A 9116-nucleotide genomic window follows, 5' to 3' on the forward strand; every position below is an offset into this window, starting at 1 on the left:
AACGTCAACAGGAAGCAGTCATTGAGAGGCATCATGGCAACACGATCGAACAGGCTTTCTCCCAGATTAAATCGCACTTGCGCAAAGCCGAAGCCCGAACGCTCGACGCGCTCTGGCGCGCCATCGGCGATATCTGTGATCTGGTCGATCCCGAGGCATGCCGCAACTACTTCACCGCCGCCGGATATGGACTCGTCTGAATGTCCGGTGCTCTAGTACTACAGCCGGGCCTTGCGTCGGTGTCGCGTGCGCTTACGCCAGTGGCATTCGCGGGCCCGCTGCTGATGGCGCCGGCGCCACACCGACCAGTGCTCGACCGCCTCAACCGAAGGCGGTCGCTCCCACACCAAGTGCCAGAGCAGCCGGCGCACCTCTGGCACGGTGAGCGGCAGCAACTCCGCGGCCTGCCCGACGGGGGCCTCTCCCCCCGATGGCGTGCTGTCGCACGATGGTCAGATACGCGTGCGCCAGCATGGATAGGGTGATGTGGCGATGCCAACCCGTCCATGAGCGCACCTCGTACTCGTCCAACCCGGTTTCACCTTTGGCTTCCTCAAAGCAGCTCTCGATCGCCCAGCGCATCCCCGCAATCCGCACCAAGTCAGCCAAGGATGTCTCCTCCGTAAGCATCCGAGGAGCCGCGCGGACTTTGAGCGTCGCGCGTCATCCGGTTTGTCGTATGATGGTGGATGTTCAGGCGGCCTGCTGTGGCACCGGGTCTTCGCCCTGGCGCAATCTCTTCCATTCCCATGGCAGCATTTCATGGAGGCGTGAGACCGGCAGGTTGGCGATCCGAGCAAGGATATCGGCGAGCCATGCCTTCGGGTCGACATCGTTGAGGCGAGCGGTCATGATGAGCGTGAGCATGATGGCGGCCCGGTCGGCGCCGCGATCGGACCCGGCGAAGAGCCACGATTTCCTGCCGCAGGCCACACCGCGTAACGCCCTCTCGGCCGCGTTGTTCGTGAGACAAATTCGGCCATCGTCGACAAAGCGGGAGAAGTCGGCCCAGCGCGAGAGCATATAATTGAGCGGCTCGATCACCGGGGAGGATCGCGACAGATGACTCTGCTCCTGGCGCAGCCAGGCCTCCATCTCGTCCAGCAGCGGCTTGCTCTTCTCCTGCCGCACGGCGCGCCGCTCCGTCGCACTCCGGCCATTGATCTCGCGCTCGATGGCAAACAGCGCATCGATGCGCCTGACCGCCTCCAGCGCAGTCGGAGAGACCGGCCTGGCGTTCCGGCCGCGCCGGGGATTGCTGGAGACATCGACCAGTTCGAAGAATTTCCTGCGCGCATGTGCGAAGCAGAAAGCGGCCGTGATCGGCGTTTGGTTCTTCGCCGGGTCGAACAGCGGATTGAAGCCGTTGTAGCAATCAGCCTGAAGCACGCCGCCGAACCCGGCCAAGTGCTTCTGCGGATGCTCGCCGCGCCGATCCCGGGAGGCGTAGTAGACCGCGGCCGGTGGCGCAGGTCCGCCAAACGGCTGGTCGTCCCGTACGTAAGTCCAGATCCGCCCGGTCGTGCACTTGCCCTTCGCCAGGATCGGGATCGTGGTATCGTCGCCATGAAGCCGAACGGCGGCAAACACATGGGCTTCGATCAGGTCAAAGACCGGCTGGAGCGCGGCGCTGACATGGCCGACCTGATCGGCCAGGGTCTGGGTCGACAGCGCGATGCCCTCGCATTGGAAGCGCGTGCTCTGGCGGTTCAGGGGGATATGCTGTCCGAACTTGTCGAACACGATCGTCGCCAGCAGATTGGGGCCGAGAAAGCCGCGTGGCGTGGCATGGAATGGCGCCGGTGCCTGGCTGATCGCCTCGCAGTCCCGGCACGTGAACTTCTCCCGCACCGTCTCGATCACCTTGAAGCGGCGCGGGATCTCCTCGAGCGTTTCGGTCACGTCCTCGCCCAGCTTCGCCAGTCGTGCGCTGCCACAGCATCCGCAGACCGTCGGCGCCTCCACCACGATGCGCTCGCGCTCAATGTCTTCCGGAAAGGGTTTGCGCACCGGCCTCTTGCGGGTGAAGGCGCGCACGGTCTGCGCTTTCGCCGCCGCAGCCTCAGCGGCCAGTTCATCCTCAGTCGCCGCCGTCACCAGCTCTTCGAGCTGCAATTCCAGCTGGTCGATCAGCCGTTGGGTGCGCTCACGACGTGGGCCATGCTTCTCGCGCTCGAGTTTGCCGATCTGCAGCTGCAGATACGCGATCAGCGCTTCGGTGCTGGACAGCCTCGCCTTCGCATGGGCGGCATCGGCCATCGCCGCATCCCGCTCGGCCTCGCTGCGCAGCCGCGCCTCGCGTTCTGCCAACAACGCGGCTTGGGCGCTGGCAAGATCCGAAGGCAGCGAGAACGGTGCCGATGACATGACACCATTGAACCAGATTTCCCAGCAGCTTCAATGGTAAAACCGGCTCACACCCGTGTCGGACGCCAGGTTTCCTGGGGATTGCGCCAGTCGATCCCGGACAGAAGATAAGACAGCTGCGCCGGTGAGATCGCAACAGCGCCCCCTTCCACGCTCGGCCAGATAAACCGACCTCTTTCCAGTTTCCGCGTGAACAGGCAGGCTCCCTGACCGTCATGCCAAATCACTTTGATCAGATCACCTTTGCGTCCGCGGAAGCAAAATAAGTGGCCCGCCAAAGGATCATGCTTCAAAATCTCCTGCACCCGAAGAGCCAGAGTCGGAAAGCCACACCGCATGTCGGTATGCCCGGTTGCCAGCCAGACCTTGACGCTCGAGCCCATCGGAAAGAGGTTCATCGCAGCGCCTCGAGGCCCCGGATGATCCGCAGCAGCGCCTCGATGTCGACATCCCGGTCGACGATCACATGCCGCCCGTTGGCCGTGACAATCTCCATCCGACCGAGGCCGCAGGGAGGATGCGGCACCGGCGCATTCGGCACGGAAGACTCCAAGGGCGCGTGAGCGTCCGGCACGACCAAGGCGGGCACAAACCCATCCCATGACCCGGCGCCAAGCCGTCCTTCTCTGTGAGCCTTGCGCCAGCTGTTCAATTGAAAGCGGGTGATCCCGTGCCGGCGCGCCGTGGCTGAGACCTGCTTCGGCTCGCGATAGCTCTCGGCCACAATCGCCAGCTTTGCTTCATCGCTGAAACGGCGGCGACGACCAGTGTCGACCACGTCCAGGCGGCTGACCGGCCCATGCTCCCTGAGAATGTCCATGGCTATAGCACCGTCCATATCGACGTCGATAGAGCCAGTGCTCTTCCAAATGCCTCACTTCCACAAGGCGGCCCAGCTCGGATGCGTACTCTCCTCCGGCGCCCAGGTGAGATAGAACGTGAACTGATGCGGCCGCCCTTTCTTGCGCCGGATCAGCAGCCCGGACTTCCAGCCTGTCGGCGGGATGCCGTAGGGCAGATAGGCCCAATCATACAGGCGTGGGCCCTTGGCCCCGTCGCCGGCACTCAACCGTGTCCAGCCTCTCGTCGGCACGTCCTCGAGCCAGTCCTCCACCGGCTTGAGCCCGAGCCGCTGGGCCGAGGTCACGGCCAGCACGTAGCCGCGCCCATGCGCCTCGATCAGGCGCCGGGTCTGGGAATCAGCGCCATAGAGGCAGTCGCCCACCACCCACGTGCAGGGCACCCCGGCCTCGAACGCGCGCTTGAGCATGGCCTGGCCGAGCTTCGGCTTGGTGGTGAAGCGGATCTCCTCCGGCACGCCTGCTTCGGCCCGCCGGGCGGCGTCAAAAGCCCAGGTGTCCGGCAGGTAGAGCGCCCGGTCGATCAGCGCATGACCATGCCGGCTGGCATAGGCGAGAAACACCCCAATCTGAGAATTCTCGATGCGGCCTGCGGTGCCGGAGTACTGGCGTTTGACGCCGGCCGACTTGTCGCCCTTCTTGAGAAAGCCGGTCTCGTCGAGCACCAGCACGGCGTCAGGATCGCCAAGATGCTCGACCACATAGGCACACAGGTCATCGCGCACGGCCTGGGCATCCCAGTGCATGCGCGACAGGAAGTCCTGCACGCCATCGGGGCTGGCATCGCCGGCGGCTTCGGCAAGGTGCCAACCGTTCTTGCGCTCCAAAGGTGCGAGCAGACCCTGCAGGTAGGCTCGGGCCCGTCGTCGTGGCTCGATGCGGCTGAAGCGGGGCGCAATTCGGGTGCACAGATCGTCCAACTGATCGGCCCAGCGGTGGGCCTCGCTTGCGTACGTCATGGCGCGACACCTCCGTGTCTAGGACAACGCACAAGGCCCGGCTGTAGTACTAGAGCAGCTTGATCTCAGGCATCAGGCAACCTGAGAGTATTCTGCATCTCTGCGTCTATAGCGCGAGGAGGGATAGCGGGTGCCAACATGATGACGAGGAATATACCGTTCACGGTGGCTAAGGACCGAGTGCACCGCAGCATCGTCTATCACCTCAAAGGGTCTGGAAAGGAGTGCCAAGGGATGAGCGCTCGGAAGCAGCAGTTTGGCAGATCAAGGTGCCACCTCGAGACTGCCCTAGCTCAAATGCAAACCCGAACCCAGATCCGATGCGGTCCATGGGGCGAGTGCACCCAGCGCCGCGTGAGAAAGCAGTTTCGATCAACAGAGGCGGAGTAGCCAAACCGGGCCGCGGCAAGCTTCAGACCGCCATAGCCCCAATGCCGGTGCCGGACCGTGCGGTAATGAATGAGGTGCCTGTGGTGATGAGCACGATGCCGATGATGTCCGACAACGCCGCCATGATGAGGATGGTGAATGCGGCTGTGACCGCTCTCATGATAGCGGTGATGCCAGCCGCTATATCCAGACTGGGCTAGTCCGGCTGAAGGCATAAGCATCCCAGCGAGCATAGCCACTGCAAGAACCGTTGTCTGACACATAGCTGCCTCCTGTCGAGGACACGCGCATCATAGCACGAAGCTCGCGAGAGTGGCACAACATCGCTATTCCGACCGCACTAATCAGGGCCAAAGCTGTTAGAGGGCACTAGCAAACAAGCAGAACCTCTTCACAGTGGACGCTTTGATCCCTCCACTATGACACGACAGACACAATTTATAGTCAGCCGGTGCAATAGGGGGCTGCCATCTTGTAGTCTCCATGACGTACACGCTGTAGTCGGATGCGCAGAGATCAACTGAGTATGTAACCAGTGCCCCCTTAAGTCCGAACTCATGGTCAGACCGTGCCTGAACTCTCTGGTTAGTCAGGAGCAGACCAATGAGAGCTTGTCGTCCTCACTGCCGCACTCGTTTGCTATCAGCAGCCTGCGGAAGCTTTTCGACGGGACCGCTTCATATCGGAGCTCGTGTGCGAGGCACCGCCGTTTCCGATCACCAGCCCGCCGGATCTGGTCGGCGGCATCGCTTCAAATCCGAGCTCGCGTGCCACAGAGGCAACGCGCTGATCCTCTTGGCCCTTCCCCTGTGCACAGATTCCTAAAGCGGACAATTCCAATGGAGAATAATCATGCCAAACCAGACCTTGATCAACCCCGGCGAGAGCATGAGGAGGCTGCTAGCTTGGCTTGGAAAAGCCGCCACATCCCGCTCGTCACTCTTGTCGTCAGCGGGTTTCTACTGGCCAGTGTGCTATCTGCAGTCTTTATGGTTGTCGCTCAAGGGCCCTCGAATCCTATTCCTTGACCCGATCCTGTTACCAGCCCTGTCCCTTGGCCGCGCCCAGGATCCCGCCTGGCTCTTTCTTTTGATGAACGCGCCTGCCCGGGAGTTCAGCAGGTCGCGTGCCTGCGATGGTCCGACTTGCACGACGAACCTTCGATCTGCACGCCGGTTGCCTTATGGAAGACCCCTATCCCACAGCATGACGTTAGCACAATTGTGAACTGCCCGTATGGGGTCGTTCCAACCGAAGGCCGGTCCACCCTGATCGACATGGGAAATCCGAATTGGTAGTGGTGTGGGGCTTGCAACCAGCAAGCGGCTGACCGGTCCGTCGCAGAGGCGAGAACAGGACGGTCTCACAGCAAGGATATCCGTTTATGCCCTTCACTGCCTCTGCCATCCGCCGCATTACGCTCCTTGCTGCTCTTGCTCTACCTTCAGCGGTGCTGGCCCAGCCTGCCCCGTTCACGCCGGAGCAGCGCGAGGCCATCGGCGGGATCGTTCGAGAGTATCTCGTCAAGAACCCGGAGGTGCTGCAGGAGGCGTTCGCCGAGCTTGAACGCCGCATGCAGCAGGCCGAGCAGGCAGGCCGGGCGGAGGTCTTGACCTCCGAGCGTGCCAAGCTCGAGAACTCGCCCCGTGACTTCGTGCTCGGCAATCCGCAGGGCGACGTCACCATGGTCGAGTTCCTCGACTACAACTGCGGCTACTGCAAACGGGCTGTGGCCGATGTGAAGGCGCTCATCAAGTCTGACCCCAAGCTGCGGGTGGTGATCAAGGACTTCCCGGTGCTCGGCCCGGGATCGGTCGAGGCCAGCCGCGTTGCGCTGGCGGCCAAGGCCCAGCTCTCTGGCGACAAGCTCTATGAGTTTCACACCAAGCTGATGGAGAGACGCGGGCAGGCCAATGCGGAATCCGCCAAAGCTGTGGCCAAGGAAGTGGGTCTCGACATGGCCCGCCTAGAAAAGGAACTGCAAAGCAGTGAGATTGACGCCACGCTCCAAGAGAACATGGGGCTTGGGGAAAAGCTCGGGATCAACGGCACGCCGGGCTTTGTCATCGGGAATGAGGTTATTGCCGGAGCAGTCGGTGTGGAGCCTCTCAGAGCTGTCATCTCTAACACGCGAAAGTAAGGCCGGAACAGGATGAGAAGCAGGATCCGGAGTTCCATGCCCGCCTCACATCCTCGGCACACGCTACGTTCCGGGCCTGCTGGTACTCGCGTTCGGACTTCGGCCAAGTGCTCTTAGTGGTGCATCCGGCATGTTCAGGGGGTATAATCGCGGCCTGCTGGCGGGAGGTGACCCATGACACCGATCTGCTTACGGGATTGACCGTTGAGGAGCGTGCACGGGTCCAGACGTTGGCTCACGCGCATACCGCTCCGGCTCAGATGATGCAACGGGCTCAGATCATCTGGCGCACCAATCACCGGGAGAGCGCATCCGCCATTGCCTCTCTCCTAGGCCTTGATGTCGAGACGGCCGGCCGAACGGGCCAAGCAGGAGATCGACTACGGCCGGCGTGCCAAGGGTTATGTCTTTGGTGCGTTTTGCCCCGCAACCGGCGAGGCGCTCACGCATCCCTATCCAGGACGCGGCGGCGCCCACTGGGCCGACTTCCTAGAGCACGTTGAGACCTGGATTCCGCGCACGGCCGAGCGGATCTACGCGATCATGGATAACCTGAGTTCGCATCGCACCACGGACGTGCTGCTGTTTCTGCTCGCCCATCCGCGCTGGGAGATGGTGTTCCAGCCCAAATACGCGGCTTATCTCAACCTGATCGAACCCTCGTGGAAGATCCTGCGCTCCCTGGCATTGGCAGGCCGGCGGTTCGGGAGCTGGGAGCAGATCAGCGATGCGGTCCACCGCTCGACGGTCTACTGGAACCCGCACCGCCATCCCTTCGTCTGGGGTCAACGCCGCCGCCATCGGCCGCGCCGCTCACCCGGTATCGCCCTGCTGCCCAAGGCAGCATAACTTACCGGATGAACCACTTAGTGAACGTGACGACGGCACAGATCTCCTCGTAGGGCTGCCGCCTCTGCGGTGGCTCCCGCGGGATCCGCTTCCGGGCGTGAATGGATGATCATTGCATTCCTGTGCCTAAGGGCGCATAGCAGACTGCTGGAGGGGAGGCCCCGGTCCTCCACCGGCTGAGCCTCAAACCCGGTATCTGGCTGGCGCAGCGTCTTGCGCTCCGCGCGTTTTCCAGCGTGTCGGAACCGGCTTGCGGGGTTTACCTCCGAGTGGCCTCGCCCGAGGGCGGTGCTTCCGTCCCGTTGGCTGGCAGGAACCCGTGCAGTCAACTCGGCGGCCGGGATGGCCCGGCTCAGGTTCGCCTGGGCCGCCGAGTGCTACTTGCTGCGGGCAATCGAGTTGTTGGGCTGCTGGGCGTCGACTGCCGCGGCTCCGTTCCGAGCTAACATCTCTTGCAGCGGCGTCGGCCTGTATCCTGGCGGGAAGCTCCCCTCCGGAAACTGCTCCGTCAGCCTGCGGCGCGGTCTTTGCGTGCCCGGGTAGTCTTGTCCGGTATGGTCGTCGCCAAAGATGGCGGGGTATCCTGGTAGGGCAGGCTGGGCTTGGGCAGCGCCTGAGATAACCGCCGCAAGGGCGAATGCGAGGAGAAATTGTTTCATTGTAATGAGGATCCGATCTTGTTGGGAGCGCAATATTGGTGCTCCTCTACTTAAATTCGGTGGGAATGGCGCTTCGAACGGGCAGGTTGAGCGGATGAACCGCACCATCAAGGACGCGACCGTCAAACGCTATCACTACGACAGCCATGCCCAGCTGCGGCGGCACCTCGGTGACTTCATCTCAGCCTACAACTTCGGCCGACGCCTGAAGACGCTGAAGGGCCTCACACCTTACGAGTACATCTGCAAAATCTGGACAGCCGAACCAAAACGCTTCAGGCTCAATCCAATCCACCAAATGCCGGGACTGAATATCTAGTTGTTGCGCTTGATCCAGTTGTTGTATTGCTGGGCGTCAACTGCCGCGGCTCCGTTCCGTGCCAACATCTCTTGCAGCGGCGTCGGCCTGTGCCCTGGGGGGAAGCTTCCCTCCGGGAACTGCCCAGTCAGACTGCGATAAGGTCTTTGCGCGCCTGAGTAGGCTTGTCCGGGATCGTTGTAGCCAGAGCCGGCAGGGTGCCCGGACATGATGGGCTGGGCGTGGACGGCGCCTGAAATGATCGCCGCAACGGCGAATGCGAGAAGAAAGCGTTCCTTCATAGTGAGGCTCCAATCTTGTTGGGAGCGCAATCTTGGTGCTCCTGTACTTAAATTCGGTGGGAACGGCGCTTTGGTTACAGCATCCCGTGCGTGACGTGTCCGGCATTTCAGTACACTCGGTGATCCCGACGCCGCCGTATGGGAAGGGAGTTTTAGTACTGAGGTCTCATGGGTCTTGGGGTGGGAGGTCAGGATCGCATCACCACGGCGCTGTCGTCACAATGAGACGCCCGTGGACCTAGTGTTGTGTCACTGACGGGTGATTCCGAAATCTGGTGGGCTGTGCGATGCT

General features: G+C 62.1%; 8 protein-coding genes and 3 pseudogenes. 4 read left to right on the forward strand and 7 right to left on the reverse strand.

Annotated features, from left to right (window positions below; translation table 11 throughout):
• Nucleotides 1–200 (forward strand): annotated as a pseudogene (locus tag OC446_RS27690) (hypothetical protein); the annotation flags it as partial.
• A gap of 121 nt (nucleotides 201–321) precedes the next feature.
• Here OC446_RS27690 and OC446_RS27695 read toward each other — a convergent pair.
• The 6 genes and pseudogenes from OC446_RS27695 to OC446_RS27720 form a co-directional block, all read right to left on the reverse strand.
• Nucleotides 322–618, reverse strand: a pseudogene (locus OC446_RS27695) (IS701 family transposase); the annotation flags it as partial.
• A 75-nt stretch (nucleotides 619–693) separates the two neighbouring features.
• Complete coding sequence (gene tnpC, locus OC446_RS27700; protein ID WP_262032170.1) at nucleotides 694–2367, reverse strand: IS66 family transposase; 1674 nt, start codon at nucleotides 2365–2367, stop codon at nucleotides 694–696.
• 47 nt (nucleotides 2368–2414) lie between these two features.
• The gene (gene tnpB / locus OC446_RS27705; RefSeq protein WP_262032171.1) at nucleotides 2415–2765 is read right to left on the reverse strand and encodes an IS66 family insertion sequence element accessory protein TnpB; all 351 of its coding nucleotides are present in this window, start codon (nucleotides 2763–2765) and stop codon (nucleotides 2415–2417) included.
• Nucleotides 2762–3187, reverse strand: coding sequence for an IS66-like element accessory protein TnpA (gene tnpA / locus OC446_RS27710; protein WP_262032172.1), 426 nt, complete (start codon nucleotides 3185–3187; stop codon nucleotides 2762–2764). The genes tnpB and tnpA overlap by 4 nt, the downstream gene beginning before the upstream one ends.
• Nucleotides 3188–3241: 54 nt before the next feature.
• On the reverse strand, nucleotides 3242–4186 hold the full coding sequence (locus OC446_RS27715; RefSeq protein WP_262032173.1) for an IS701 family transposase: 945 nt from the start codon (nucleotides 4184–4186) through the stop codon (nucleotides 3242–3244).
• Nucleotides 4187–4598: 412 nt separating this feature from the next.
• Nucleotides 4599–4736 (reverse strand): hypothetical protein, encoded by a 138-nt coding sequence (locus tag OC446_RS27720; protein ID WP_262032174.1) that lies wholly within the window; start codon nucleotides 4734–4736, stop codon nucleotides 4599–4601.
• 1224 nt (nucleotides 4737–5960) lie between these two features.
• Here OC446_RS27720 and OC446_RS27725 point away from each other — a divergent pair.
• From OC446_RS27725 to OC446_RS27735, 3 genes and pseudogenes are all read left to right on the forward strand, one after another.
• A complete protein-coding gene (locus tag OC446_RS27725) occupies nucleotides 5961–6716 on the forward strand; it encodes a DsbA family protein (RefSeq protein WP_262032175.1) in 756 nt (251 codons plus the stop codon).
• 339 nt (nucleotides 6717–7055) lie between these two features.
• Nucleotides 7056–7565: a transposase gene (locus tag OC446_RS27730; protein WP_262032176.1), complete on the forward strand. Its 510-nt coding sequence runs from the start codon at nucleotides 7056–7058 to the stop codon at nucleotides 7563–7565.
• Nucleotides 7566–8297: 732 nt separating this feature from the next.
• Nucleotides 8298–8543, forward strand: a pseudogene (locus OC446_RS27735) (integrase core domain-containing protein); the annotation flags it as partial.
• Here the strand turns inward: OC446_RS27735 and OC446_RS27740 are convergent.
• The gene (locus tag OC446_RS27740) at nucleotides 8540–8824 is read right to left on the reverse strand and encodes a hypothetical protein (protein WP_262032177.1); all 285 of its coding nucleotides are present in this window, start codon (nucleotides 8822–8824) and stop codon (nucleotides 8540–8542) included. The pseudogene OC446_RS27735 and the gene OC446_RS27740 overlap by 4 nt on opposite strands.
• Nucleotides 8825–9116 lie beyond the last annotated feature (292 nt).

Source organism: Microvirga sp. Mcv34, from assembly GCF_024519725.1.
In the GTDB taxonomy this organism is placed as follows: domain Bacteria; phylum Pseudomonadota; class Alphaproteobacteria; order Rhizobiales; family Beijerinckiaceae; genus Microvirga.